The following is a 25,264-nucleotide window of genomic DNA, read 5'->3' on the forward strand; positions in this document are numbered from 1 at the left end:
ACCCTCCAATAACAAAAGCGTCCGAGGTGTTTTGCATGAACGATGTGACCGAGCGGGAAACCGCCCCAGCTACTGAAAAGCGTCTGCCCTTGCTGCAGATGCTGCTGGTGAGCTTTCAGCACGTACTGCTGATGTACGGCGGCGCAGTTGCCGTCCCGCTGATCGTGGGCCAGGCGGCCGGACTGTCGCGAGATGAGATCGCATTTCTGATCAACGCCGATCTGCTGGTGGCGGGCATCGCTACCCTCGTGCAGTCCATGGGCATCGGGCCGGTGGGCATTCGCATGCCGGTGATGATGGGCGCCAGCTTCGCCGCCGTCAGCAGCATGGTCGTGATGGCCGGCATGCCTGGCGTGGGCATGACCGGGATCTTTGGTGCGACCATTGCTGCGGGGTTCTTTGGCCTGCTGATCGCTCCGTTCGTCTGCAAGATCGTGCGACTGTTTCCGCCGCTGGTAACCGGCACGGTGATCACCGCCATCGGCCTTTCCCTGTTTCCGGTTGCGGTGAATTGGGCCGGCGGCGGCAGCGGCACCAGTCAGTTCGGCGCCTTGCCCTACCTCGGCGTAGCAGCGGCAGTCCTGGCCGTCATTCTGCTGATCAATCAGTTCATGCGCGGCTTTTGGGTCAACGTTTCGGTACTGATCGGTATGGCGCTGGGGTATGTGCTGGCCGGCAGCCTGGGCATGGTCGATTTGTCCGGCATCAGCGCCGCTCCGACATTCCAGGTGGTCACGCCAAATCATTTCGGCGCCCCGCAGTTCCTGCTCGCGCCGATCCTGTCGATGTGCCTGGTGGTGGTAATCATCTTTGTCGAATCTGCCGGGATGTTTCTCGCACTGGGCAAAATCACCGGCCAGGAGGTCGACCCCAAGCAACTGCGCCGCGGCCTGTTGTGTGATGCCGGCGCGACCTTCCTCGCCGGGTTCATGAACACCTTTACCCATTCGTCCTTTGCTCAGAACATCGGTTTGGTGCAGATGACGGGCGTACGCAGCCGCTATGTGACGGCCATTGCCGGTCTGTTCCTGATCAGCCTTAGCCTGCTGCCGAAGGCTGCGTTCATGGTCGCCTCGATTCCGGCAGCGGTTCTGGGCGGAGCGGGCATCGCCATGTTCGGCATGGTTGCGGCCACGGGAATCAAGATCCTGCAGGAAGCCGATATCGGTGATCGTCGCAATCAGCTACTGGTCGCGGTAAGCATCGGCCTGGGCATGGTGCCGGTGATGCGTCCCGAGTTCTTCGCGCAGTTGCCGCACTGGATGGAGCCCATCACCCACAGCGGCATTGCGGTTGCGACGATCAGTGCCGTGACGCTCAATCTGCTGTTCAACGTCCTTGGCGGGCCGGAACGCCATGCCTTGACCGGTGCGCATCACTGACGACCGCTCCGCTCACCCAGGCCCGCCTCGTGCGGGCTTGCTTTTTTCCGCAGCGGCCCGACACTCGACAAGCCGTGGGCCACCGTTAGAATGCCCCGCCTCCCTGACCGCCCGCTCCGACTGCTGAAGGACTGATCGATGATCGAAGCAACCTGGATCGCTTTCGCGTTCATCCTTGGCCTCGCCGCGCGTTCGGTCGGATTGCCCCCGCTGATCGGCTATCTGTGTGCGGGTTTTGCCTTGGCAGGCTTCGGCAACCACTTCGGCGTCGGCCCAACCGACAGCGTGATCCTGGAACACTTGGCACATCTGGGCGTTCTGCTGCTGCTCTTCACCGTCGGCCTCAAGCTCAAGCTGAGCAATCTGGTGCGACGGGAAGTCATCGGCGGTAGCCTGCTGCACTTCGGTATTTCGAGCCTGGTGGTGCTGCCCGCGATCCTGGTCTTTCTCGATACCAGCTTTCGCGAAGGTCTGTTGCTGGCGATTGCTCTGTCGTTTTCCAGCACCGTGCTGGCCGCCAAGGTGCTGGAAGGCAAGCGTGAACTGCGCGCCTTCCATGGCCGGGTGGCGATTGGCGTACTCATCATTCAGGATCTGATTGCCTTGGTGGTGATGAGCATTGCCAGCGGCAAGGTGCCATCGGCCTGGGCACTGCTGGTGTTCGGCTTGCCATTGTTGCGCCCCTTGTTGTTCCGCCTGCTCGATCACAGCGGCCACGAGGAGCTGATGGTGCTGCTGGGCCTGATGCTGGCGCTGGTAGCCGGCGGTTTGGGCTTCGAATACGTGGGCCTCAGTTCGGAACTGGGCGCCCTGGCCTTCGGTGCGATGCTGGCCAAGCACAAGCGGGCCACCGAGCTTTCCAATTCGCTGTGGGCGATCAAAGAAGTCTTTCTGGTGGGCTTCTTCCTGCAGATCGGCATCGGCGGATTGCCGGGCGTGGACGCCATGCTCTTTGCCGGCGCTGTGGCGCTTTTGCTGCCGCTCAAGGGCGCGCTGTTCTTCTTCCTATTCGTGCTCTTCCGCCTGCGCGCGCGTAGCGCATTTCTCAGCGCCGCGAGCCTGACCAACTACAGCGAGTTCGGCCTGATCGTTGCCAGCGTGGTGCTGCCGCAATGGCTCACGCCGCTCGCGATCACGGTGGCCTTGTCCTTCGTCATCTCAGCCCAGCTGAACCGCATTTCCCACCCCTTGTATGACCGGCTAGCCAGAAGGCTGATTCCACTGGAGCGCAATACCCGCCATCCCGATGAGCAGCCTGTTTCGCTGGGCGATGCCCAGATCCTGATCATGGGCATGGGCCGCACCGGGCGCGCCGCCTACGACCATCTGCAGCATCAGGGCTGGCGTCTGATCAGCCTCGACTCGGACCCGGTGACAGTTGAGAAAAGCGGCGCGAAAGGCCGCCACGTTCTGTTCGCCGACGCCGAGGATCAGATGTTCTGGGAGAGCCTGGAGATGAACAAGGTCGAGGCCGTGATCCTGGCGATGAACGATGCCGAGGCCAAGATCATCTCGACCCGCAAGTTGCGCGGCAAAGGCTTCGAGGGGCTGATCGTCTCGCACGCCATGTACGAAGACATCGCCCAGCAGATCGAAGAAGCCGGCGCGGACCGCACCTACCTGACCATGAGTGAAGCCGGTGCCGGCCTGGCCGAGCACGTAGCCCGGGAGCTGCGCTCCAGCTGACTGGATGCAGCAGACGTGACCGGCTGATGGCCCGGCGGCTCGCTCGTCATAATTGTGCACAATCCGTAAATTTATTGTTTCAACTGCTGTTCACAGGTTGTTATAGTCGAGCCAACCTGACCGATCGAACAGCTTTCGACGGCCAGTGAACGAGGTCCGTGCAGCCTCGAAAGCCCATGACCGAACAATAACGAATGGCAGGCTTGACTCATGACCGCAACCGAATCCAGGAGCGGTGACGCTCCCAATCAGGACCTGATCTATCAGCTCGAAGATCGTCCAGGTCCGCTCCCCGCTACCTTCGCCGCGATACAGCACGTGCTCGCGAGCTTCGTCGGCGTCATCACTCCAACCCTGATCATCGGCAGCGTGCTCGGCCTGGGCGATTACGTACCCTATCTCGTCAGCATGGCGCTATTCGTCTCGGGGATCGGCACCTTTATCCAGGCAAAGCGCATCGGTCCGATCGGGGCTGGAATGCTTTGCCTGCAGGGCACCAGCTTCGGCTTTCTCAGTGTGATCCTGGCGGCAGGCTTCATCGTCAAGGGACGCGGTGGCAGCCCCGAAGACATTCTCGCGACCCTGTTCGGTGTCAGTTTCTGCGCCGCTTTCGTCGAGATCGCCGTAAGCCGTTGCATCGACAAGCTGCGCCGGATCATCACGCCAGTGGTCACGGGCACCATCATCTGCTTGATGGGGTTGTCACTGATCAAGGTGTCGATGACCGACATCGCCGGCGGCTACGGTGCCGAAGACCCCGGCGCCTTGCCGAATCTGGCGCTGGCTGGCCTGGTACTCGGGACCATCATCGTCCTCAATCGCTTCGGCATCCCACTGCTGCGCTTGTCAGCCGTCATTGTCGCGCTGATGGTGGGTTACTTCGCCGCCTGGATGATGGGAATGGTGGACTTTTCCAGCCTCGCGACGCTGCCGGCCATCAGCGTGCCGCAGCCATTCAAGTTCGGTTTCGCGTTCGACTGGATGGCCTTCATCCCCATTGCGGTGATCTTCCTGATCACACCGCTTGAGACAGCAGGCGATCTGACTGCCAATTCGATGATTTCCCGCGAGCCCGTCAAGGGCCCGCTGTATATCAAGCGGATCAAAGGCGGCATCCTCGGTGACGGCTGCAGCTCGCTGCTGGCGGCCACCTTCAACAGCCTGCCGATGACGACTTTCAGCCAGAACAACGGGGTGATCCAGCTGACCGGCGTTGCCAGCCGCCATGTTGGGATTTATATCGCCGGCATTCTGGTCTTGCTGGCGCTGTTCCCCGTGGTGGGCGGCGTGCTCCAGCTAATGCCCAAACCAGTGCTCGGTGGCGCCACGCTGATCATGTTCGGCACGGTCGCCATCGCCGGGATCAAGATCCTCGCCGAAGCCGGCCTCAACCGCCGTAACATGCTGATCGTCGCGATTTCGCTGGGTCTGGGCCTGGGCGTCGCGGCGGTGCCGGACGTGCTCAACCACCTGCCCGAGGTGCTGAAGAACATCTTCGGTTCGCCGATCACAATCGGCGCGTTCAGTGCGATCCTGCTCAACTTCTTCCTGCCACGCGAGCCGGAGGAACTCGACGACTACGACCCGGACAACCTGATCGAGGATTCCGTTGGCACCAACACCCTGGCGGTAAACATCCCCGACTATTCCAAGGTTCATCCGAAAGCGACCACCAGTGATCCGTCCTCGCAGCTGACGCCTACAGGCTGACCAGCCCAAGCACCCGGCGTATCGCGCGCCGGGTGCAGCTCGTATTCACAACAACAAAACCAAAGGGTATCGACATGACCTTCAAGCGCGCACCACTTTCGCTGGCGCTGGCCGGCTGCCTGCTGTCCGCCCCGGCCTTCGCCGATGGGATGCTGCACTGGCAGAACAACAGCCTGACCTATCTCTATGGCAAGGATTACAAGATAAACCCGCCGATTCAGCAAACGCTGACCTTCGAGCACGCCAGCGGATGGGACTGGGGCGATATGTTCCTGTTCGTCGACAATATCTTCTACAACGGCGAGAGCGGCAGCGACGGGCATACCTATTACGGTGAGTTCAGCCCTCGCCTCTCGCTGGGCAAACTCAGCGGCCAGGACATGAGTTTCGGCCCGATCAAGGACGTGCTGCTCGCAGCAACCTACGAGCGTGGTGAGAGCACCAATGGTGTACCGAATCAGAACTATTTGCTCGGCCCCGCCGTTGACCTGGATGTACCCGGCTTCGACCGTCTGGCGATCAACGTCTATTACCGCAAACCCGACGGCACCACCGGCAAGCCAGGCGGCCAATGGCAGGTCACGCCAACCTGGGCCATGACCTTCCCGGTGGGCAAATCGGACATTCTGTTCGACGGCTTCATCGACTGGGTGGTCAACGACGCAGGTTCCGAACGACGCGGGGATTTCATCTCGAAGAACCTGCACATAAATCCGCAGATCAAGTACGACTTGGGCAAAGCGCTGGATGGTGAGCCGGGCAAGCTGTATGTCGGCATCGAGTATGACTACTGGTCGGACAAGTACGGCATCGAGGACGGCGGTTTCGTCAGCGATCTGGTCGGCGGCACTAACCAGAACACTGCCAGCCTGTTGGTCAAAGCGCACTTCTGACCCATACCCGAAGCATGAAAAAGCAGCCAGAGTGGCTGCTTTTTCGTTTCTAACTAGAGCCCGTGCTACTTGTCCGTGAGCCAATGGTCACGACCGGACCGTTAGACAAATCCCTCAACGGGTCAGAGCTTGAAGCTGCCCATCTGCCGGCTGAGGTCGTCTGCCAGACGGCTCAGCGCATGGCAGTCTTCGCGACAGCCCTGCACGTCGCTCGCCGTGGCCTGAGCCAGATCGGCGATGCCCTGAACATTGTGCGTGATCTCCTCGGTGACGCTGCTCTGCTCTTCGGTCGCGGCAGCCACCTGGGTGTTCATGTCACTGATCGACTCGACCTGCTCGGTGATGGCACTGAGCGACAAACCCGTACGCTGGCTCGCCTGCACACCCGTACCCGTGGCGGCCTGGCCGGCGCGCATGGAATTGACCGCGTTCTGGGCGCCGCTCTTGAGGCCCTGAATCATCTGCTGGATCTCATCGGTCGACGCCTGAGTCCGGCTGGCAAGGGTCCGCACCTCATCCGCCACAACGGCAAAACCGCGTCCCATCTCGCCGGCGCGCGCCGCCTCGATGGCCGCGTTGAGCGCCAGCAGATTGGTTTGTTCGGAAATGCTGCGGATCACGGCCAGGACCTTGTCTATGGACGCAACCTGCTCCGCCAGATCAGTGACCGACTCCGCGGCATGCCCGATTTCACCGGACATCGTCTCGATATGTGAAATCGAATCGCTGACGACCTTGCGCGCCTCCATCGCCTCACTGCGGGCACCTTGCGAGGCTTGGGCGGCGTTGCTCGCATTGCGGGCAATCTCTTGCACGGTCAGTCCCATCTCATGGACGGCGGTGGCGACCATGTCGGTCATTTCATGCTGGCGACCGGCACGAGTGGCGGTGTTATCGACCACCTGAGCGACCTGCGCCACTGCGGTGCGCAGCTGCTGACTGGTACTCAGGGCATCGCCAATCAACTCGCGCAAACTACCGATGAAGCGGTTGAAACCTCGGGCAAGATCACCCAGTTCGTCGGCACGACTTTCGTCCAGACGACGGGTGAGATCACCGCCACCGCCGCCGATTTCCACCAGCGCATTGGTGACCTGACGGATCGGTTTGACGAGTCCGCGCGCCAGCAACACCACCAGGCCGAGGAAGAACAGCGCGATACAGGCGCCGATCAGGCTGATGGTCCACAGCGTGCGACGCGCCTCGGCGAAGATTTCCGCTTCCGGCACTTCACTGACCAGCACCCAGCCGAGGCTTTCCAGCGGCTGTGCAATGGCCAGGAAGGCTACGCCCTCCCGCTCGAACCGCACGGCGCCCTGGGTGCCTTTCAGCAGTTGCTGCGCGGCATCAGTGCCCGTCAGCGCACTGAGTTCGGTGCGGTCGTTGTTATCGGTTTTCGGATGAACCTTGACGCGGCCGTCGCCGTTGATGAGGTAAACCTCACCACGCTCACCGAAGCGGAAATTGCTGATCAGTTCCGACATGCTCTTGAGGCTGAAGCCAAGACCGGCGACACCCAATGTCTTGCCGCCCGCTTCGATACGCTGGTTGATGAACAGGGTCGGTTGATGGGAGGCCTTATCGATATCTATCTCGAAGCGCCGCTCGGTGCCGCTGTCGACGAGGCTGTAGAACCAGCCGTCACCCGCCGCACTGCGATTGAGCGTGCGAGAGAGCCCGGCCTCGGAGTAATAGTTGCCGCTTCCAAGCACAGCGATTGAGGTTGTCAGTGCGCTCTGCTGCGCCTTGACACCGTTCAGATATGCACCGATCGCATCGGACGACCTCCCGGTTTCGCCGCTGCGCAGCCAGTCATGCACCAGCGTATTGCTGGCAATGCCTGCCGTGGCGGTGATCGGCGCCGCCAGGGTGCGCTCGATGTCGTTTCGGATCGCGGCAATGTTGGCAGGCAGGGCCTGACCGACCAGATAACGCTCAGCGAGCCGATTGACTGCGGATGAATAAACAAGAATGACGATGAGGGTGCTGGTTAGCAGTGCAGCCCCCATGCTGATGATCAATTGCCACTGGATACTGCGCTGCATGAAAGGCATTACGTCGACCTCGGCTATCGCGTTACGTACACAATATTATTTTTATCTGTATACAATTAATATAATCCTGACGCCAGAGATCTATCGGCCCGGCCATCATTGGCTTAAGACCGTTCGGCGGATCGCATGGAGAGGAACGCACGAAGGCTCCAGGTCGCAATGCATAAAGCCAGGGCAGGCCGAGCGAAGACGGTTTGTATACAAGCGGGTTAAGCATGCTTATGTAGCCCGTCACTTCCTTGAGACCGGCCGGATGCAGGTGCTAGGATTTCGGCCCGGCCAGACGGCCTCGCAGGCAGCGAATCGAACAGGCCCTATGTCCAGTATCCGCGAGCGAAACAAAGAACTGATCCTCCGCGCAGCCAGCGAGGAGTTTGCCGAGAAAGGCTTTGCCGCCAGTAAGACCAGCGATATCGCCGATCGCGCCGGACTGCCAAAGCCCAACGTTTACTATTACTTCAAGAGCAAGGAAAACCTCTATCGCGAGGTGCTCGACAGCATTGTGGAGCCCCTGCTGCACGCCTCCGAACCCTTCAATCAGCCGGGCCATCCAGCCGACGTCCTACGTGCTTACATCCGCACCAAGATCAGGATCTCCCGCGAGCACGCCTGTGCCTCGAAGGTATTCGCCAGTGAGATCATGCATGGCGCACCGCACCTTCCTCCTGAGCGAGCCGAGCAGCTCAACGCCCAGGCCAGCCACAACATTGCGTGCATTCGGGGCTGGATCGAACAAGGGCTCATGGCCGACGTAGACCCCCACCACCTGCTGTTCAGTATCTGGGCCGCGACCCAGACCTACGCTGATTTCGACTGGCAGATCTCGACCGTGACCGGCAAGCCGAAGCTCGATGACGCCGACTATGAAGCCGCGGCCGATACCATCATCCGCATGGTCATCAAAGGCTGCGAGGTCAAGGAATCGGCCTCCGTTGGCTGACGGACTTTTAAGTGTGCGCCCGTTCACGTCTGCAACGATGCTTCGATGCATACTGTAGGACGACCGAGCGCTGAGAGAGTCGAAGGTTTTGATAACTTTTTGCGTTATAAGCGCCACCCCATCTTTGACGCGTCTTCTATGACGACCAATACTTGCGCTGGGCACCGGCTCGGAAAAAGGAAATTCTTTTGACCGCATTGCGCAACAGCTTGTCGAGGAAACTGCTTCGCATCGTGCTGCTGTCAGCGTTGGCTGTTGGACTGGTATTAAGCTGCGCTCAGATCGTCTTCGACGCTTACAAGACTCGTCAATTGATCAACGCGGATGCACAGCGGATCCTGCGTATGACCCGCGATCCTTCCACCCAGGCCATCTACAGCCTTGATCGCGAAATGGGCGCCCAGGTCATGGAAGGGTTGTTCCAGCATGAATCGATCCGGAAGGCATCCATCGGCCACCCTGGCGACGACCCTCTGGCAGTTAAGTCGCGCCCATTGATGACGCAAAGTACACGCTGGCTGACCGACCCGATTCTGGGGCGCGACCAGGACTTTTCCATCGCCCTGATTGGCCGGCCCCCGTACAACGAATATTACGGCGATCTGAGCATCACCCTGGACACTGCTCCCTATGGCGAGGACTTCATCAGCGACTCGGTGGTGATCTTCGTTGTCGGCATACTGCGTGCCCTGGTGCTGGGTCTGTTGCTATATCTCATCTACGAGTGGCTGCTCACTCGCCCGCTGACCAAGCTGATCGAACATCTTTCCCGAATTAATCCGGGGCGCCCCGGCGAACACACGCTGCCAATGCCCAAAGGGCATGAGCGCAACGAGCTGGGGCTGTGGGTACAGACCGCGAACGGCCTGCTCGCCTCCATCGAGCACAACATGCAATTGCGCCACGCCGCCGAAAGCAATCTTCAACGAATGACGCAATACGATTCGCTTACCGGATTGCCCAATCGCGTGCAGCTGCAGCAGCAACTGGACAACATCCTCGGCGAGGCCGCGAGGGTTCAGCGCCGTGTTGCCGTGCTCTGCATCGGACTCGATGACTTCAAGGGCCTGAACGAGCAATTCAGCTACCAGAATGGCGACCGTCTGCTGGTGGCGCTTGCCGATCGCCTGCGCGCCCTGAGCGGACGTGTCGGCGCGCTGGCCCGCTTGGGCGGCGACCAGTTCGTGCTCGTGCTGTACGGCTTCGAGCAGCCCTATGAGGCAGCCGAACTGGCGCAGAAGGTCCTCGACGACCTGGAGCGGCCTGTGACGCTCGATGAGCAGAACATCCGACTGCGCGCCACCATCGGCATCACCCTGTATCCCGAAGACGGTGACAACACGGAAAAGCTGCTGCAGAAAGCCGAGCAGACCATGACGCTGGCAAAAAACCGATCGCGTAACCGCTACCAGTTTTACGTGGCCAGCATCGACAGCGAAATGCGGACGCGCCGGGAGCTGCAGAACGACCTGGCCGAAGCAGTCAAACGCGGTGAGTTCCATCTGGTCTACCAGCCGCAGATCGACTATCGGCTCAAGCGGATCACCGGTGTCGAGGCCCTGCTGCGCTGGTCCCACCCAAGCGGAAAAATGGTCCCGCCGGACATATTCATTCCCCTCGCCGAGCAGAACGGCAGCATCATCGTCATTGGCGAATGGGTGCTCGATCAGGCGTGCCGTCAACTCAGCGAGTGGCACCGCCAGGGCTTCGTCGATCTGCGGATGGCGGTCAACCTGTCTACGGTACAGCTTCACCATCCGGAGCTGCCAAAGATGATCGCCAACCTGCTCAGCGTTCATCGGCTGCCACCGGAAACACTCGAGCTGGAAGTAACCGAAACCGGGCTGATGGAAGACATTGCGGCGGCCACCCATAACCTGCACTGCCTTCGCCAATCGGGCGCGCTGATCGCCATCGATGACTTCGGCACCGGTTATTCATCGCTCAGTTACCTGAAGAGCCTGCCGCTGGACAAGATCAAGATCGACAAGAGCTTCGTCCGGGACATGGCGACCGACGAAGGCGATACCACCATCGTCCGAGCCATTATTCAGCTGGGTAAAAGCCTGGGCATGCTGGTGATCGCCGAAGGCGTGGAAACGGCTGAACAGGAACGCTACCTCATCGAAGAAGGCTGCAATGAAGGCCAGGGCTACTACTACAGCAAACCTGTTGCCGCCACCGAACTGACCACCCTGCTCAACCAGTCTCTGCGATTCGAGTCCAGGCTCAACTCAGAGCCGCTGTAGCCGAGCGCTGCTTGCCAGACGCCCTGATTCCCATCACGCCCGCCACGAGCTCCACCATGAAGCGTTTTGTACTGATCGATACCGCCGAGATTCCTGATAACGGCGGCGCCCTTTGCCTGTTCGAGTACGGCGAAGACTTCGTCATCAAGATCAAGGGCGGCAACGGCAACCAGCTGATGAATACCCGTATGCATGGCTCCGAGGACGCACTGGCGGAAATACCCTGCAGGAAGATCGCCCAGCGACCCCAGCCGCGCGTGCTCATCGGGGGTCTGGGGATGGGTTTCACCCTGGCTTCGGCGCTCAAGCATCTGGGAGCAGACGCCGAAGTTCAGGTCGCTGAACTGGTGCCCGGGGTGATCGAATGGAACCGCGGCCCTATGGGCGCCAAAGCCGGTATGCCGATCAACGATCCCCGTACCAGCATACTGCGCAGCGACGTCGCCGACATATTGAAAAGCGAACCGCAAGGCTTCGATGCCATCATGCTCGACGTGGACAACGGCCCAGAGGGGCTGACCCGCAAAAGCAACAGCTGGCTCTATTCGTCAGCGGGGCTTGATGCATGCGCCAGAGCACTGCGACCCAAGGGCCAGCTGGCGGTTTGGTCGGCCAGTGCCGATCAGGCCTACTCCCAGAAGCTCGCCAAAGCCGGTTTCAAGGCCGAGGAAGTCCAGGTGTTCGCCCACGGCAATCGCGGCACCCGCCACACCATCTGGATTGCCGAGAAACGCGGCTAAGTCCGATGCCCACGAGCAGAGCCCCGGCCGCGCAAGATGAGATCGGACGTTGCAGCCGGTCCGGGCTGCCAGCTGAGGCGGTTTGTACCTAAGGAGCGATCGACAGCCGCGGCCTGATTTTCAGCCCACCATCTGAGCCGCAAGCACCGTCGCCCCGACCAGACAGAGCACTGCGCCACCGGCGGCATGCCAGCGATAGCGGCGCGCGAGCACTTCCTCCCCGTGACTGGAAAGCACGAAGGGCAAGCCCTCCCCGGGCCGCATCAGGCGATGCTCAGCAGCTTCGGTACCGGCAAGGCGGTGACGATTCTGAGCCTCGAGACTGGCGGCGAGCCGCACGCGGCTCCACTCTGCCTGATCCAGCTGGCCGTCACGGTTGTTGTCGAAGCGCTGCAGCAGGCCGGCATAGTCTTCTTTCCACTCCCGCACCACCTCTCGCTGAGCGACGTGAACATCGAGTCCCTGCCGACCGCCACCGTTGGTACGGAAGTCACCGATGGCATACAACGGCTCATCGGCATGCAGCCGCTCTTCCACGTAGCGATACTTGCGATGCCCGGTCAGCCAGGCCAGCGCGCCGCGGTGCGGTACACCTCGGGGATGGCGAAGATCACCGGTCCAGCGGTCATACCGAGCAGGAAGCACCTCGGCGCCCCGCGGATCGACCAGACATTCGCCAGTCGAATCCGATAAGCGCAGCAGCCCGTCACTTGTGCCCTGTTCGATGATTCGCCAAGTACTGCGGTTGCCGCCGGCCCGATATTCCTCTATCCGATAGCGCCACCACAGACAGGCTTTGCCTGTCAGGGGCGCGAACAGGGGTGGGGCGTCGTCCCACTCGCGGAGCACACCGGCAAGCTCTACGTAGCCTTGCGCGGCCGATCTGATCCTTGAGGTTGGAGTGTCCAGCAAATGGCGCACCTTGGACCAGCGAGTGACCCATAGCCAACCGCCAAACAGGCACATCGCAACGCCCGCGCCGATAAGTAACATTCCGTTCTACAGCTCAACCAAACAACGGTTTCAGGTCGACATCCGCCTTGTCTGCCTCGCTGAACTGGAGCAACGGCGCCTCGCGGAAACCAAAGGCGCGCGCCAGCAGAACATCCGGAATTGTTCGATACGCACGTTGTTCAGATTCACCGATTCGTTGTACAGCTCGCGTCGGTCCGCGATTCCGCTCTCCAGCCCGCTGATGCGCTGCTGCAGATGACGGAAGCTTTCGTTTGCTCGCAGCTCCGGATAGTTCTCAGCCAGAGCGAACAATTGACCCAGACCGGCACGCAGGCCGGTTTCGGCTTTCCCCAGCGCACTGACATCACCCTTGTCACGCGCCGCGGCCACTGCATTGCGCGCCATGACGACCTGTTCCAGCGTACTGCGCTCGTGCTGCATGTACTGCTTGCAGGTCTCCACCAGTTTGGGCAGCTCTTCGTGGCGCTGGCGCAGCAGCACGTCGATGTTTGACCAGGCTTTGCTTACGCCATGCTTGAGGCGCACCAATCCGTTGTAGAGCACCACCGCAAAAGCGGCAGCGAGAAATAGCAGGACCAACACGACAGCGGCGCTCAGGCTCATCAAGACTTCTCCATTGGGATGTCCGGCACTTCGGAGCCAGCATTCTAACGGTAGTGCCAACGGCGGTACGCGACCTGCTGCACGCAATTTCTTTGCACAAAATGCAAATCTTTCGCATTATGCTCTGCATCCGTTTGTCGCACCCTACTGCGCAACACGTCATACACAACCCTGCAAGCAAAGGAACCCGCCATGCTACGCACTCCCGTCTGGGCCACCGCCAGCCTCCTGGCTGTCGCCATTTCACTCGCTGGTTGCGGCGAAGACAAAGCACCTGCCGAACAGGCTGCTGCCCCGCAAGCCACTACCCAGAGCGAACCCGCCGCGAGCGCACCTGCCACCGTAAACAGCGAAGCGGCCCAGGCTGTAGTCAAGCACTACGCCGACATGGCCCACGCAATTTTCAGTGACGCACACAGCACCGCGCTGAAGCTGCAGGAGGCGGTCGACGCTCTGCTCGCCAACCCGACCGATGAAACCCTGCAGGCTGCCAAGGACGCCTGGCTCGCCGCACGCGTTCCCTACATGCAGTCAGAAGTGTTCCGTTTCGGTAACCCGGTCGTGGACGACTGGGAAGGCCAGCTCAACGCCTGGCCGCTGGACGAAGGCATGATTGATTACGTTGAAGGCGACTATCAGCACGCGCTGGGCAACCCAGGCGCTACCGCTAACATCATCGCCAACAAGGAACTGCAGATTGGCGAAGACAAGATCGATGTCAGCGAAATCACTGGCGAAAAACTGGCCAGCCTGAACGAACTGGCAGGCTCGGAAGCCAACGTCGCGACTGGCTACCACGCCATCGAGTTTCTTCTCTGGGGCCAGGACCTGAACGGCACCAACCCTGGCGCTGGTGAGCGCCCTGTGAGCGACTTCATTGAAGGTGACGGCTGCACTGGCGGCAACTGCGATCGCCGCCGCACCTATCTGAAGGCTGCTACCGAACTGCTCGTCAGCGATCTCGAAGAAATGGTCGGCGAATGGAAGGCCGGTGGTTCCGACAACTATCGCGCCACGCTGGAAAGCGAATCGGCCGAAAATGGCCTGCGCAAAATGCTGTTCGGCATGGGCAGCCTCTCGCTGGGCGAACTGGCCGGTGAACGCATGAAGGTTGCGCTGGAAGCCAACTCGCCGGAAGACGAGCACGATTGCTTCAGCGACAACACTCATAACTCCCATTTCTACAATGCCAAGGGCATCCGTAACGTCTACCTCGGCGAGTACGAGCGTACCGACGGCAGCAAGGTTACCGGGCCAAGCCTGGCGTCCCTGGTGGAAGGCGCAGACCCAGAGGTCAACAGTACGTTGAAGGCCGATCTGGAAACCACCGAAGCCAAGCTGCAGGTACTGGTTGAGAGCGCCGAGAATGGCGAAGCCTTTGATCAGCTGATTGGCCCGGATAACAGTGAAGGCCAGGAGAAAGTCCGTGCTGCGATTGCTGCACTGGTACAGCAAACCGGCTCGATCGAAAAGGCCGCTGCCGCGCTGAACATCACCGATCTGAATCCGGAAACCGCTGACCACGAGTTCTGATTCAAGGCGCACCGGGGTGCGGCGCAATGCCGCCCCCTTCGCGCGCCACGCCTCTGGTGACCGCGTCCTGCGCTCGCTTGGCAAACCCCACCCGCACGCTAAATGCAAATTGCTATTATTCAGGCCCTCGTAGACTGCTACGATTGGCGCCCTGCTACAGGCCATGGACTACCGATGCACCCGCTCTTGCGCCCCGTCACCGTCATCCTGGTGGCCCTCACTCTGATTTCATGCGACGAGAAACAACCGCGCTTCGAGCAAGCCGAGCCGGGAGAAGCACTGTCCGGGGGCGATGCCACCGTCATGAAGTTCGACCACAATGCCTTCTCGATGCCTGCAGCCAATCTGGCCCCGGTGCGGCGTCTGGATTTCAGTGTCGGCAACAGTTTTTTCCGCAACCCCTGGGTGATTGCACCGTCGTCCACGACGGCACGCGACGGCCTCGGCCCGCTGTTCAATACGAACGCCTGTCAGAGTTGCCACATCAAGGACGGTCGTGGCCGGCCGGCTGAAGCCGAGCGCGGCAATGCGGTCTCGATGCTGGTACGCCTGTCGATCCCCGGAGGGGCCGAACACGCCGAGGTGCTGCACGAACGCGGCATCGCCCCGGAACCAACCTACGGCGGGCAGCTGCAGGACATGGCAGTACCCGGGGTCGCACCTGAGGGCAAGGTTCGCCTGACATACACCACCCACGTCGAGCGATTCACCGACGGTTATGAGGTCGAGCTGCGCTCGCCACAGCTGTCGATCACCAATCTAGGCTACGGCCCGATGCATCCCGATACGCAGTTTTCAGTACGCGTAGCTCCTCCGATGATCGGCCTCGGCCTGCTGGAGGCCATTCCGGAGTCGGCAATACTGGCCAACGCTGATCCGGATGACAGTAACGGTAATGGGATTTCCGGACGACCCAACCGGGTTTTCGATCAGGTAACTCGCGACACGTCACTTGGACGCTTCGGCTGGAAGGCCGGGCAACCGAACCTCAATCAGCAGAATGCCGATGCCTTCTTTAACGATATGGGGCTGAGTAGCACTCTGTTCAGCGGCCGCAGTTGCACCGAAGCGCAGACCGACTGCCTGGCGATGCCTCACGGCGGGGAGCCGGAAGTTAGCGACCATATCCTCGCGCAGGTCCTTTTCTATTCACGGAATCTGGGCGTACCGGCCCGGCGCAAGGTAAACGACCCCCAGGTGCTGGCAGGCAAAACGCTGTTCCATCGAGCCGGTTGTCAGAGTTGCCATATGCCTAAATTCACCACCGGCGAGGCCGACGAACCGGAATTGGCCAATCAGGTAATACGACCCTATACCGACCTGCTGCTGCATGACATGGGTGAAGGGCTCGCCGACAACCGCTCCGAGTTCGAGGCGAATGGGCGTGAATGGCGCACCCCTCCGCTTTGGGGTATCGGCCTCACCCAGACGGTCAGCGGCCATTCCCAGTTTCTGCATGACGGGCGCGCTCGTAACCTGCTCGAAGCCGTGATCTGGCATGGCGGCGAAGCGGAGCCCGCCAAACAGGCCGTACTCAAATTCGACAGCGCAGAGCGCAGCGCTCTGCTGGCCTTTCTTGAATCCCTCTAGTGCGTCTGCCGCACCCTTGCTTGCCCTGAGGAACACCATGTACCCAAATCGATTTCATCGTGCTGTGACCGTTACCGCGCTGGGCTTTCTCTTGGCGGCGTGCGCCCCTTCCGACCCCTACGCTGAAACCAGCGAAGCGCTGACCAACGATGCCCTGCTCCCCGCCTATACCGGTTGGGCAGAGGCCAATCGGCGCATGGCAGCCAGCAGCATCGCCTATTGCGCGGACAATGAAGAGCTTGACGATGCACGCCAGGCCTTTCTTCAAGCGCAGCTCGCCTGGGCCGGTTTGCAACCGCTGCTGGTCGGCCCGATGGGCGAAGGCAACCAGGCATGGCAAGTGCAGTTCTGGCCTGACAAGAAAAACCTCGTCGGTCGTCAGGTCACTGCACTGCTAAAGCGCAAACCCGATCTGACACAGGCGGATATCGAGAATGGCAGCGTTGTCCTGCAGGGACTTACCGCCTACGAATACGTGCTCTATGACAAAGCCGTCGACCTGACAGATAGCGACACCAAGGCGCGTTATTGCCCGTTGCTGGAAGCCATTGGTGAACATCAACAAAAACTTTCCGCAGATATTCTGCTGGAGTGGCAAGCAGAGGACGGCATGGCGGAGCAGCTGACCGAGTTCCCCAACGAACGCTATGCCGACTCTGAAGAAGCCATCGCCGATCTGCTTCGGGTGCAGGTCACCGCGCTGGACGGCCTGAAGAAGAAGCTGGGCGCACCATTGGGCAGGCAGAGCAAGGGCTTCCCGCAGCCATTCCAGGCTGAAGCCTGGCGCAGCGATGCGACGCTGGGGAGCATCGATGCAGCACTTGGAGGCGCTCAGCGCCTATGGCTGGGGCAGGACGATAATGGCCTGAAGAAGCTGGTCCCTGCTGATCAGGCGGATCTGATAAAGCGCATCGACGTAGCCTATGGAACAGCGCGCAAGCATCTGGAAGACATAATGCTTCCGTTCAGCGAGCTGATTGCCGATGAAGCCGGTCGGGCGCGCCTGGATGCTCTTTATAAGGACATCGATGCCTTGCATCGCCTGCATCAGAACGAGCTGTCCCGTGCGCTCGGTGTGCAAATCGGCTTTAACGCTCACGACGGGGATTGAATATGAAACGCCGCGCTTTTCTGGGCTTGGGCGGGGCGCTGGTGGCCGCCTCGGCGGTCGGCGGCTGGACGCTCGCGCACCACACCGAGCAGCCACTGCTGCTTTCAGCGCGTAACGATGCCGACGGCAGGCACTATGCCGTCGGCTACCGGCTCGATGGAACGCAGGTGTTCGCAACGCCAGTAAGCGAACGCTGCCATGACGTCTATGCACACCCACACCTGCCATTGGCCGTGTTCGTCGGCCGTCGGCCCAGCCGCGAGAGCTACCTGATCGACAGCCGCGACGGCACGCTGTTGCAAATACTGGCGTCGCCCCCGGACCGTCACTTTTACGGACATGGCATTTTTCATTCCAGTGGTGACCGGTTTTACACCACGGAAAACGACACGGCAGACGCAGGCCGCGGCGTGCTTGGCGTGTATCGCGTTGAAAAGCGGCGACTCGTGCGTACAGAGGAGCTTTCGACTCACGGCGTTGGGCCGCACCAATTACTGTGGATGCCGGATGGCGAAACCCTGGTGATTGCCAACGGCGGCATTCGCACCGAAGCCGACAGCCGGGACATGATGAACCTCGACGCCATGGAGCCGAGCCTGGTAATGGTGCGCCGCGACGGCACGTTACTCAGCAAGGAGCAGCTGCCCGAGCAGATGAACAGCGTCAGGCACCTGGCGGTCGCAGCCGACGGCACCGTGGTGTCAGGTCAACAGTACGAAGGCGACCCGATGGATCAGGCGCCACTACTGGCTATAAAACGCCCAGGAGCGGCCTTTCAGGCTTTCCCGTTGGGCGAGCCCCAGCGCCAGACCATGAACCAGTACACCGCGAGCCTGGCTATCAATGATGCGTTGCGCCTGTTGGCGGTAACGGCGCCACGCGGCAACAAGGTATTCATCTGGGACCTGGACAGCGCGGCACTGCGCGAGGAAATCCATCTGCCCGACTGCGCCGGCGTAGCGGCCCTCGAGCGGGGATTCGTCGTCAGTTCCGGACAGGGGCGTTGCAGGTTGATCGACTGCACGGCGAAGCGCTTCGTCAGTACCGCACTGGATTTACCGGCTGGCCTCTGGGACAACCACCTGCGACTCGTCTGAACGACCTCAAGTATCGAAACGGCAGGCCGAAAACGGGATGTACTGAGCGGTCATGGACCAGATCGCTCCACTCGATTTGCGGCTCCCGCAAGCGCATCCTTTCGATACGAGACCGCCCTGATGTTCCTGAACAAATCTCTGCGTGCGCAGTTGTTGTCCCTGATAGGTGGCAGCTTGCTGCTGGTGATGGTCATCGCGCTGGCCAGCTTTTCATTTCTTTCCGACGGCATCTCTGCCTATCAGCAGCTGCTGAAAGGGCCGATCGAATCCTCACGCTTGATAAACGAGGCCAACCTGGAGTTCAAGGTTCAGGTCCAGGAATGGAAGAACGTGCTCTTGCGTGGCAAGTCTGCTGAAAACCTGAGCAAATTCTGGCAGAGCTTCGAAAACCAGGAGCGCAAGGTGCAGACGCTGCTCGGCACGCTCGTTCAGGCTAACCAGCACGACTCAGCACTGGCGAGCCAGATCCAGAAATTGAAGGACGAACACCAGGCGCTAGGCGTCGCCTATCGACGAGGCCGAGACGCCTTCGTCAGCGCCAGTGGCGACCCCTATGCAGGCGATGCCGCGGTGAAAGGTATTGACCGCGCCACTAGCGAGCAGCTCAGCACGCTGGTCAACCAGTTGCGTGATTCCGCTCAGGTCAGCTCCGGGAGCATCAGCCATGCGGCTGACCAGGCCATCATCGCCGGCACGCTGGTGATGATCGCAGCCGGTGTTCTGATCGGGCTGCTCAGCCTCTGGCTGGTCAATCGCAATCTGATCAATCCGATACGGCACCTGATCGATCACATCGCCAACCTCAGCCAGGGCAATTTCAAGGAGCGGGTGGATACCGGCCGCGCCGATGAACTGGGCCGCCTGGCCGTAGCCGCCAACGTATTGCGCGACTTCCTGGCCGACACCTTTACCCGACTGCAACGCAGCACCTCGGACCTCGACAGTGCCAGTGGCGAGCTCAACGCCATCGCCACCCTTATGGGTCAAGGCACTCGGGAACAGTTTTCGCGCACGGATCAGGTGGCAACCGCCATGCATGAGATGTCCGCAACCGCACAGGAGGTTGCCCGCCATGCTGCCGAAGCCGCGCGCGCCGCTGACGCAGCGGATCATTCGGCGCAGCAGGGCGAGACCATGATGCGCTCGACTATCCAGACGATCACTCACATGCGCGGCGAGATCAGTAACACTGCCGACGTCATCCGCCGTCTGGAAGCTGACAGTGGCCGCATCGGCAAAGTGCTGGAGGTCATCAGAGGCATCTCCGACCAGACCAACCTGCTCGCGCTCAACGCCGCCATCGAAGCCGCTCGCGCCGGCGAGGCGGGACGCGGTTTTGCGGTTGTGGCCGATGAGGTCCGTACGCTGGCCAAACGCACCGCTGACTCAACCTCCGAGATCCATCAGATCATCGACAGTGTGCAGACTGGCGCGGTGGACGCGGTGCGCGCGATCGAAGGCGGCCAGGCGCGCAGCGCCGAAGGCGTGGAGCAGGTCACCGAAGCAGGCAGCATGCTGCAACGCATCACCCAGGAGGTCGAGGCGATCCGCGACATGAACCGCCAGATCGCTACCGCGGCCGAGGAGCAGACGTCGGTTGCCGAAGATATTTCGCGCAACCTGACCGAGATCACCGCCATCGCCACGACCAATCAGGACAACGTCGAACGCACTGAAAAGGCCAGCCAGAACCTGCATGGTCTGTCGGCGCAACTCACTGAAGTGACCCACCGCCTGGCCGGTTGACCTCATCCACCCAGCACGCCCCGTCTCGGCGGGGCCTCGCTATCGCCATAGGCTGGTGGCGAAAGTTAGCCCTCGATGCACGCCCCTTGTCAGCACCAATAGCCGAAGACTGACTTCTCGCTTTACTTGCGCACGGTTCGCGACTAATTTCCTTGTCTTCCTGTCCCCGGGACAACAACCAAAGCCATGACCGGCGCATGTCTGTGCCAGTCACAGCTCGTGCATCCTGAACGGCTGCCTCGTTACTCGGCAGTGGCTAGCCGGCTCATCTCTCCAAGGAATACGGAAAATGTTGCGCCGCATGCTCATCATGCTCGGCGCGGTGATCGTCGTAGTACTGATCCTCGCCGCCATCAAGTTCAACTCCATTTACACACAGATCCAGCAATTCAAGGCACCGAAGCCGCCGATCAATGTCGAGGTAGTCGAAGCCAGCAGAGCCCCTTGGCAAAGTCGGCTTCCGGCCATAGGCACCCTCACTGCCTCGCAAGGCATCGATCTTTCGGTGGAGATCGCCGGCACCATCAGCGACGTCCAATTCACCTCGGGTGAAAAGGTGCGCAAGGGCCAGCCGATCGTGCTGCTCGACAGCGAAATCGAGCAAGCCACTCTGGCCGCTGCGGAGGCCGATCTTCACCTGGCCAAGGTCGAGTTCGAGCGCGCCCGGAGCCTGGTCGATCGCCAGGCCATCTCTCGTAGCGAGTTCGACCGGCTCAACGCCGAGTCGCAGAAAGCGAAGGCCAGCGTGGCTCAGCTGAAGGCCAGCCTGGCGAAGAAACGCATCCTGGCGCCCTTCTCCGGCACCATCGGCATCCGACAGGTCGATGTTGGTAACTTCGTCGCGGCAGGCACGCCCATTGCGACTCTGCAGGACTTGTCGACCCTCTTCGTCGATTTCTATCTGGCCGAGCAACAGGTGCCATTGCTGGCCATCGGTCAGCCCGTGCGAGTCCGTGTCGCGGCTTTCCCTGGTGAAGCGTTCGAGGGCAGGATCGTTGCGCTGAACCCGAAGGTGGAGATCACCACACGCAACGTGCAGATTCGTGCCGAGTTGGCCAACCCGGGCGAGCGCCTGTTGCCAGGCATGTTTGCCGACCTCCAGGTGCTGCTGCCAGGCGAGAAGCAGGAGGTCATCGTCCCGGAAACCGCGATCACCTATACCCTCTACGGCAACTCGGTTCTGGCGGTGAAGGAAGGTCAACCACCCGAGCCTGAAGACGGCGCTGAAGCGCCCCCACGCAGCGAACCCTATCTCGTGGTCGAACGGCGCTTCGTCAAAACCGGCGAGCGCCGCGAAGGGCAAGTGGTGATTCTGGAGGGGCTCGAGGCTGGCGAACAGGTCGTCATAGCCGGACAGCTCAAGCTGGACAGCGGCGCACACGTGGCGATCGCCGAGAAACGCACACTCGAACTCGAGCAAAACAGCCGGTCCGACGCACGCTGAAGCGTCGGCTATAGGGACATCGATCGTCATGGCTTTTACCGATCCATTCATCCGTCGTCCGGTGCTCGCCAGCGTGATCAGTCTGTTGGTCGTGCTGCTGGGATTCCAGGCTTTCAACAGCCTGGTGATCCGCCAGTACCCGCAGATGGAAAGCGCGCTGATCACCGTGACCACCGCGTATCCCGGCGCCAATGCCGAGACCATTCAGGGCTACATCACCCAGCCGCTGCAGCAGAGTCTGGCCAGCGCCGAAGGCGTGGACTACATGACCTCGGTCAGCCAGCAGAACGTCTCGATCATCTCGGTCTACGCCCGTATCGGCGCGGACACCGACCGGCTCTATACGGAACTGCTCAGCCAGGCCAACTCGGTGAAGAACCAGTTGCCGCAGAACGCCGAAGACCCTGTGCTGAACAAGCAGGCCGCAGACTCCACGGCGCTCATGTACATCAGTTTCTACAGCGAACAACTGAGCAACCCGCAGATCACCGATTACCTGTCGCGCGTGATCCAGCCAAAGCTGGCCACCCTGCCCGGCATGGCCGAAGCGGAGATTCTCGGCAATCAGGTCTTCGCCATGCGCCTCTGGCTGGATCCGGTGAAGCTGGCCGCTTATGGCCTGTCCGCCGGGGATGTGAACGAGGCCGTACGCAAGTACAACTTCCTCGCCGCCGCTGGCGAGGTTAAGGGCCAATACGTCGTCACCAGCATCAATGCCGATACCGAGCTGAAGACACCGGAAGCCTTCGCCGCCATTCCGCTGAAAACGCAGGGTGACAGCCGCGTGCTGCTCGGTGATGTGGCACGGGTTGAAATGGGTGCCGAGAGTTACAACGCCATCAGCTCGTTCGACGGCATTCCTTCGGTCTACATCGGCGTGAAAGGGACTCCCAGCGCCAACCCTCTGGACGTGATCAGCGAAGTGCGCGCCGTGATGCCGGAGATCGAGTCGCAGCTGCCGCCAGGGCTGAAGGTCACCATCGCCTACGACGCGACGCGCTTCATCCAGGCCTCGATCGACGAAGTGGTGAAAACTCTCGCTGAAGCAGTGGTGATCGTCATTGTGGTGGTGTTCCTGTTCCTTGGGTCGCTGCGCTCGGTATTGATCCCGGTTGTTACCATCCCACTGTCGATGATCGGCGTGATGTTCTTCATGCAGACGATGGGCTATTCGATCAACCTGCTGACGCTGTTGGCCATGGTATTGGCGATTGGCCTGGTGGTGGACGACGCCATTGTTGTGGTGGAGAACATCCATCGGCATATCGAGCAAGGCAAGACGCCATTTCAGGCGGCAATAGATGGCGCTCGCGAGATCGCCATGCCGGTGGTCACCATGACCATTACTCTGGCAGCGGTTTACGCACCCATCGGCTTTCTCCAGGGCCTTACCGGTGCCCTGTTCCAAGAGTTCGCGCTGACATTGGCCGGCGCGGTGCTGATCTCCGGCCTAGTGGCGCTGACGCTTTCGCCGATGATGTGCTCTCGCCTGCTGCGCCATGAAGAAAATCCCTCTGGGCTTGCACACCGGCTTGACCTGATCTTCGATCGGCTGAAGCTGCGCTACCAGCGCGCCCTGCACGGCACCCTGAACACACGCCCGGTGGTGCTGGTGTTCGCCGTGCTCGTGCTCGGCCTGATTCCCGTACTGCTCAAATTCACCGAGAGCGAGCTGGCACCCGAGGAGGATCAGGGCATTATTTTCATGATGGCCAGCGCGCCTCAGACCGCCAACCTCGATTACCTGAATGCCTACACGGATCAGTTTCTGGAGATCTTCCAGGCCTTCCCGGAGTACTACTCCTGGTTCCAGATCAATGGCTTCAACGGCGTGCAGAGCGGTATTGGCGGCTTTCTGATGACGCCGTGGGACGAGCGGGACCGCACTCAAATGGAGGTGCTGCCAGAGGTCCAGGCGCAGATCGACAAGATCCCGGGGCTACAGGTCTTCGGTTTCAACCTGCCGTCTCTGCCTGGCACCGGAGAAGGTCTGCCCTTCCAGTTCGTGATCAACACCGCGAGCGACTACGAGTCGCTGCTGCAGGTGACGGAGCGCATCAAGGAAAAAGCTCAGGCATCTGGCAAGTTTGCCTTTCTCGACGTCGATCTGGCCTTCGACAAACCGGAAGTCGTGGTCGATATCGACCGTGAAAAAGCCGCGCAGATGGGCGTCACCATGGAAGATCTCGGGCTGACGCTGGCTACACTGCTGGGCGAAAGCGAGATCAATCGATTCACCATCGAAGGCCGCAGCTATAAGGTGATCGCGCAGGTCGAGCAGGCCTACCGGGACAATCCCGGCTGGCTGAGCAACTACTATGTGAAGAATGGTCAGGGTGAGATGTTGCCCCTGTCCACGCTGATCAAGGTAAGTGACCGCGCGCGTCCGACGCAGCTGTCCCAGTTCCAGCAGCTCAACGCCGCAACCATCCAAGGCTTTCCGATCGTCAGCATGGGCGAGGCCATCGAAACGCTACGCGCCATCGCGCAGGAGGAAGCGCCACAGGGCTTCACCTACGATTATGCAGGCGCGTCGCGCCAGTACATTCAGGAAGGCACTGCGCTGTACACGACGTTCGCCCTTGCGCTGGCCATCATCTTTCTGGTGCTGGCCGCACAGTTCGAGAGCTTCCGAGACCCGCTGGTGATCCTGGTAACGGTGCCGCTATCGATCTGCGGTGCCCTGGTGCCGCTGTTTCTCGGGCTGTCGAGCATGAACATCTATACCCAGGTCGGGTTGGTCACCTTGATCGGCTTGATCAGCAAGCACGGGATCATGATCGTCGAGTTCGCCAATCAGCTGCGTCGGGAGCAGGGACTGAGTCGTCGGGAAGCTGTAGAAGAAGCGGCTGCGATTCGCCTGCGGCCGGTTCTGATGACAACAGCCGCGACCGTATTCGGCATGGTGCCGCTGATACTGGCGAGCGGTGCGGGCGCGGTGAGCCGCTTCGATATAGGAATGGTGATCGCCACAGGCATGACCGTCGGCACGCTGTTCACGCTGTTCGTATTGCCGGCGGTATATACGTTGATTGCAAGCCCTGACAGGGCTAAGGCGCCGGTGGCGTCTCATTAACCGTCGGCACCGCGACGGTGCCGGACCGATCCAACTGAGGGCTATGTGGAGATCGGTAGGTGCGCGGCTCAGCTGCGCCCTACAAGGCTCTGTGATAGGCCGTACATGAACAGCAGAAGGTCCTGATCGGGACGAGCATCCGAGAACGAAGCTCGGGCCACGCTTGGAACTGCGCAATGACTGCTGAGTTCGCTACGAGCGACAACCCTGGCATCTGGTTCACTCCAGGCGGCCGCACACAAGGATGCGACACCGAGCGAACCAACCAGAAACAATCCTCGAGCAATTTCAAGTTTCATCGCGCAAACCCTTGTTATTAGGTGAATCGAGTAGCTCACCATAGTCGACAATTTCGAGGGGTGCGCAAAAAAAAGACAGGTGGTTACTTATTGAGCAGAACTTGCTCGACTCAAACTGTCCGCCGCTCGGCGATTA

17 protein-coding genes and 1 pseudogene are annotated in these 25,264 nt (G+C 60.7%); 14 read left to right on the top strand and 4 right to left on the bottom strand.

Annotated elements, in window-relative coordinates; translation table 11 throughout:
• Nucleotides 1–35 precede the first annotated feature (35 nt).
• The 4 genes from NA619_RS21750 to NA619_RS21765 all read left to right on the top strand — a co-directional run bounded on the left by NA619_RS21750 (nucleotide 36) and on the right by NA619_RS21765 (nucleotide 5,671).
• Nucleotides 36–1,382, top strand: a complete 1,347-nt coding sequence (locus tag NA619_RS21750) for a nucleobase:cation symporter-2 family protein (RefSeq protein ID WP_255963885.1) — start codon at nucleotides 36–38, stop codon at nucleotides 1,380–1,382.
• 138 nt (nucleotides 1,383–1,520) lie between these two features.
• Complete coding sequence (locus tag NA619_RS21755; protein ID WP_255963886.1) at nucleotides 1,521–3,068, top strand: cation:proton antiporter family protein; 1,548 nt, start codon at nucleotides 1,521–1,523, stop codon at nucleotides 3,066–3,068.
• A 210-nt stretch (nucleotides 3,069–3,278) separates the two neighbouring features.
• Complete coding sequence (locus tag NA619_RS21760; RefSeq protein WP_255963887.1) at nucleotides 3,279–4,778, top strand: nucleobase:cation symporter-2 family protein; 1,500 nt, start codon at nucleotides 3,279–3,281, stop codon at nucleotides 4,776–4,778.
• A gap of 74 nt (nucleotides 4,779–4,852) precedes the next feature.
• On the top strand, nucleotides 4,853–5,671 hold the full coding sequence (locus NA619_RS21765; protein WP_255963888.1) for an outer membrane protein OmpK: 819 nt from the start codon (nucleotides 4,853–4,855) through the stop codon (nucleotides 5,669–5,671).
• Between the two features lie 122 nt (nucleotides 5,672–5,793).
• Here the strand turns inward: NA619_RS21765 and NA619_RS21770 are convergent, their stop codons facing one another.
• Nucleotides 5,794–7,725 (bottom strand): methyl-accepting chemotaxis protein, encoded by a 1,932-nt coding sequence (locus NA619_RS21770; RefSeq protein WP_255963889.1) that lies wholly within the window; start codon nucleotides 7,723–7,725, stop codon nucleotides 5,794–5,796.
• A 316-nt stretch (nucleotides 7,726–8,041) separates the two neighbouring features.
• On the opposite strand from NA619_RS21770, the gene NA619_RS21775 reads away from it, so the two are divergent.
• The 3 genes from NA619_RS21775 (at nucleotide 8,042) to NA619_RS21785 (ending at nucleotide 11,654) form a co-directional block, all read left to right on the top strand.
• On the top strand, nucleotides 8,042–8,665 hold the full coding sequence (locus NA619_RS21775) for a TetR/AcrR family transcriptional regulator (RefSeq protein WP_255963890.1): 624 nt from the start codon (nucleotides 8,042–8,044) through the stop codon (nucleotides 8,663–8,665).
• 188 nt (nucleotides 8,666–8,853) lie between these two features.
• Nucleotides 8,854–10,914, top strand: coding sequence for a putative bifunctional diguanylate cyclase/phosphodiesterase (locus NA619_RS21780; RefSeq protein WP_255963891.1), 2,061 nt, complete (start codon nucleotides 8,854–8,856; stop codon nucleotides 10,912–10,914).
• Between the two features lie 56 nt (nucleotides 10,915–10,970).
• The gene (locus NA619_RS21785) at nucleotides 10,971–11,654 is read left to right on the top strand and encodes a hypothetical protein (RefSeq protein ID WP_255963892.1); all 684 of its coding nucleotides are present in this window, start codon (nucleotides 10,971–10,973) and stop codon (nucleotides 11,652–11,654) included.
• A gap of 120 nt (nucleotides 11,655–11,774) precedes the next feature.
• Here NA619_RS21785 and NA619_RS21790 read toward each other — a convergent pair whose 3' ends face one another.
• Complete coding sequence (locus NA619_RS21790; RefSeq protein WP_255963893.1) at nucleotides 11,775–12,647, bottom strand: E3 ubiquitin ligase family protein; 873 nt, start codon at nucleotides 12,645–12,647, stop codon at nucleotides 11,775–11,777.
• Nucleotides 12,648–12,660: 13 nt separating this feature from the next.
• A pseudogene (locus tag NA619_RS21795) lies at nucleotides 12,661–13,232 on the bottom strand (LemA family protein).
• Nucleotides 13,233–13,424: 192 nt separating this feature from the next.
• Between NA619_RS21795 and NA619_RS21800 the strand changes: the two are divergent.
• The 7 genes from NA619_RS21800 (at nucleotide 13,425) to NA619_RS21830 (ending at nucleotide 24,829) form a co-directional block, all read left to right on the top strand.
• Nucleotides 13,425–14,765, top strand: coding sequence for an imelysin family protein (locus NA619_RS21800; protein ID WP_255963894.1), 1,341 nt, complete (start codon nucleotides 13,425–13,427; stop codon nucleotides 14,763–14,765).
• 174 nt (nucleotides 14,766–14,939) lie between these two features.
• A complete protein-coding gene (locus NA619_RS21805; RefSeq protein ID WP_255963895.1) occupies nucleotides 14,940–16,355 on the top strand; it encodes a di-heme oxidoredictase family protein in 1,416 nt (471 codons plus the stop codon).
• Between the two features lie 37 nt (nucleotides 16,356–16,392).
• Nucleotides 16,393–17,466 (top strand): imelysin family protein, encoded by a 1,074-nt coding sequence (locus NA619_RS21810; RefSeq protein WP_255963896.1) that lies wholly within the window; start codon nucleotides 16,393–16,395, stop codon nucleotides 17,464–17,466.
• A gap of 2 nt (nucleotides 17,467–17,468) precedes the next feature.
• Complete coding sequence (locus NA619_RS21815; protein ID WP_255963897.1) at nucleotides 17,469–18,563, top strand: DUF1513 domain-containing protein; 1,095 nt, start codon at nucleotides 17,469–17,471, stop codon at nucleotides 18,561–18,563.
• 120 nt (nucleotides 18,564–18,683) lie between these two features.
• The gene (locus tag NA619_RS21820; protein ID WP_255963898.1) at nucleotides 18,684–20,309 is read left to right on the top strand and encodes a methyl-accepting chemotaxis protein; all 1,626 of its coding nucleotides are present in this window, start codon (nucleotides 18,684–18,686) and stop codon (nucleotides 20,307–20,309) included.
• Between the two features lie 289 nt (nucleotides 20,310–20,598).
• Nucleotides 20,599–21,753 (top strand): efflux RND transporter periplasmic adaptor subunit, encoded by a 1,155-nt coding sequence (locus NA619_RS21825; protein WP_255963899.1) that lies wholly within the window; start codon nucleotides 20,599–20,601, stop codon nucleotides 21,751–21,753.
• A 28-nt stretch (nucleotides 21,754–21,781) separates the two neighbouring features.
• The gene (locus tag NA619_RS21830) at nucleotides 21,782–24,829 is read left to right on the top strand and encodes a multidrug efflux RND transporter permease subunit (protein ID WP_255963900.1); all 3,048 of its coding nucleotides are present in this window, start codon (nucleotides 21,782–21,784) and stop codon (nucleotides 24,827–24,829) included.
• A gap of 68 nt (nucleotides 24,830–24,897) precedes the next feature.
• On the opposite strand, the gene NA619_RS21835 is transcribed toward NA619_RS21830, so the two are convergent.
• Nucleotides 24,898–25,128, bottom strand: a complete 231-nt coding sequence (locus tag NA619_RS21835) for a hypothetical protein (protein WP_255963901.1) — start codon at nucleotides 25,126–25,128, stop codon at nucleotides 24,898–24,900.
• Nucleotides 25,129–25,264 lie beyond the last annotated feature (136 nt).

It is taken from the genome of Stutzerimonas stutzeri (assembly GCF_024448895.1).
Classification (GTDB): domain Bacteria; phylum Pseudomonadota; class Gammaproteobacteria; order Pseudomonadales; family Pseudomonadaceae; genus Stutzerimonas; species Stutzerimonas stutzeri_Q.

Coding starts and splice junctions, on each gene's coding strand:
- NA619_RS21835 (WP_255963901.1), bottom strand. CDS start 25,128: ATGAAACTTGAAATTGCTCGAGGATTGTTTCTGGTTGGTTCGCTCGGT.
- NA619_RS21765 (WP_255963888.1), top strand. CDS start 4,853: ATGACCTTCAAGCGCGCACCACTTTCGCTGGCGCTGGCCGGCTGCCTG.
- NA619_RS21770 (WP_255963889.1), bottom strand. CDS start 7,725: ATGCCTTTCATGCAGCGCAGTATCCAGTGGCAATTGATCATCAGCATG.
- NA619_RS21755 (WP_255963886.1), top strand. CDS start 1,521: ATGATCGAAGCAACCTGGATCGCTTTCGCGTTCATCCTTGGCCTCGCC.
- NA619_RS21810 (WP_255963896.1), top strand. CDS start 16,393: ATGTACCCAAATCGATTTCATCGTGCTGTGACCGTTACCGCGCTGGGC.
- NA619_RS21790 (WP_255963893.1), bottom strand. CDS start 12,647: ATGTTACTTATCGGCGCGGGCGTTGCGATGTGCCTGTTTGGCGGTTGG.
- NA619_RS21825 (WP_255963899.1), top strand. CDS start 20,599: ATGTTGCGCCGCATGCTCATCATGCTCGGCGCGGTGATCGTCGTAGTA.
- NA619_RS21815 (WP_255963897.1), top strand. CDS start 17,469: ATGAAACGCCGCGCTTTTCTGGGCTTGGGCGGGGCGCTGGTGGCCGCC.
- NA619_RS21820 (WP_255963898.1), top strand. CDS start 18,684: ATGTTCCTGAACAAATCTCTGCGTGCGCAGTTGTTGTCCCTGATAGGT.
- NA619_RS21760 (WP_255963887.1), top strand. CDS start 3,279: ATGACCGCAACCGAATCCAGGAGCGGTGACGCTCCCAATCAGGACCTG.
- NA619_RS21800 (WP_255963894.1), top strand. CDS start 13,425: ATGCTACGCACTCCCGTCTGGGCCACCGCCAGCCTCCTGGCTGTCGCC.
- NA619_RS21750 (WP_255963885.1), top strand. CDS start 36: ATGAACGATGTGACCGAGCGGGAAACCGCCCCAGCTACTGAAAAGCGT.
- NA619_RS21785 (WP_255963892.1), top strand. CDS start 10,971: ATGAAGCGTTTTGTACTGATCGATACCGCCGAGATTCCTGATAACGGC.
- NA619_RS21805 (WP_255963895.1), top strand. CDS start 14,940: ATGCACCCGCTCTTGCGCCCCGTCACCGTCATCCTGGTGGCCCTCACT.
- NA619_RS21830 (WP_255963900.1), top strand. CDS start 21,782: ATGGCTTTTACCGATCCATTCATCCGTCGTCCGGTGCTCGCCAGCGTG.
- NA619_RS21775 (WP_255963890.1), top strand. CDS start 8,042: ATGTCCAGTATCCGCGAGCGAAACAAAGAACTGATCCTCCGCGCAGCC.